The organism is Vibrio sp. 1288, assembly GCF_033344475.1.
The window spans coordinates 1-510 of sequence record NZ_JAWPOX010001163.1; the positions used below are offsets into that span (position 1 = coordinate 1).

The 510-nt window shown below is 40.2% G+C and carries 1 protein-coding gene; it reads right to left on the bottom strand.

Going from position 1 to position 510, the window contains the following annotated elements; genetic code table 11:
• Positions 1-510 (bottom strand): ImcF-related family protein (locus tag R8O11_RS31455; protein WP_318195422.1); only part of this gene is annotated, 510 nt, incomplete at both ends.

Genomic DNA, 510 nt, shown 5'->3' on the forward strand with positions numbered 1-510 from the left:
CAACTTCTTTACCTGGTAGAGCAACATTAAATCCATTCTCTTCAGGCAAATACATATCGAGTTTGTCTGCCGTATTAGAAAACTTCACTTTTGCAACCTTTCCTGCGACTTCCGTTGCTGCCTTTTGATTTTCCGATAACGTTACTTTCGATAACCCCACTTCCTTTTGTATTGCACGCAGAAGTGATTCAATTGGTCTTTCTACACCGGATAAAACTCTTGATTGCTCTGTTGCTAAAGCCAAACTCGGAGCTTGTTTAAGCTGAACATCCTCTATCAGAGTTTTCCACTCATTGACATAATCTTGATAATAGCGGGCTTGAACCCCCTGAATAGCACTATCATGATCAATTTCATGAGCTTTAAGATCATCCCCATACACCCAGTTTTCTTCCATCAATCCTTTGACGGTGCGATTAATCTGAATTTGGAAAATGCTGTGAAAACCGTTGTAGGTATAAAAACCGGAAATACCTTGCGATAGAGGTTTTCCACTTGCTCGCTCAAATT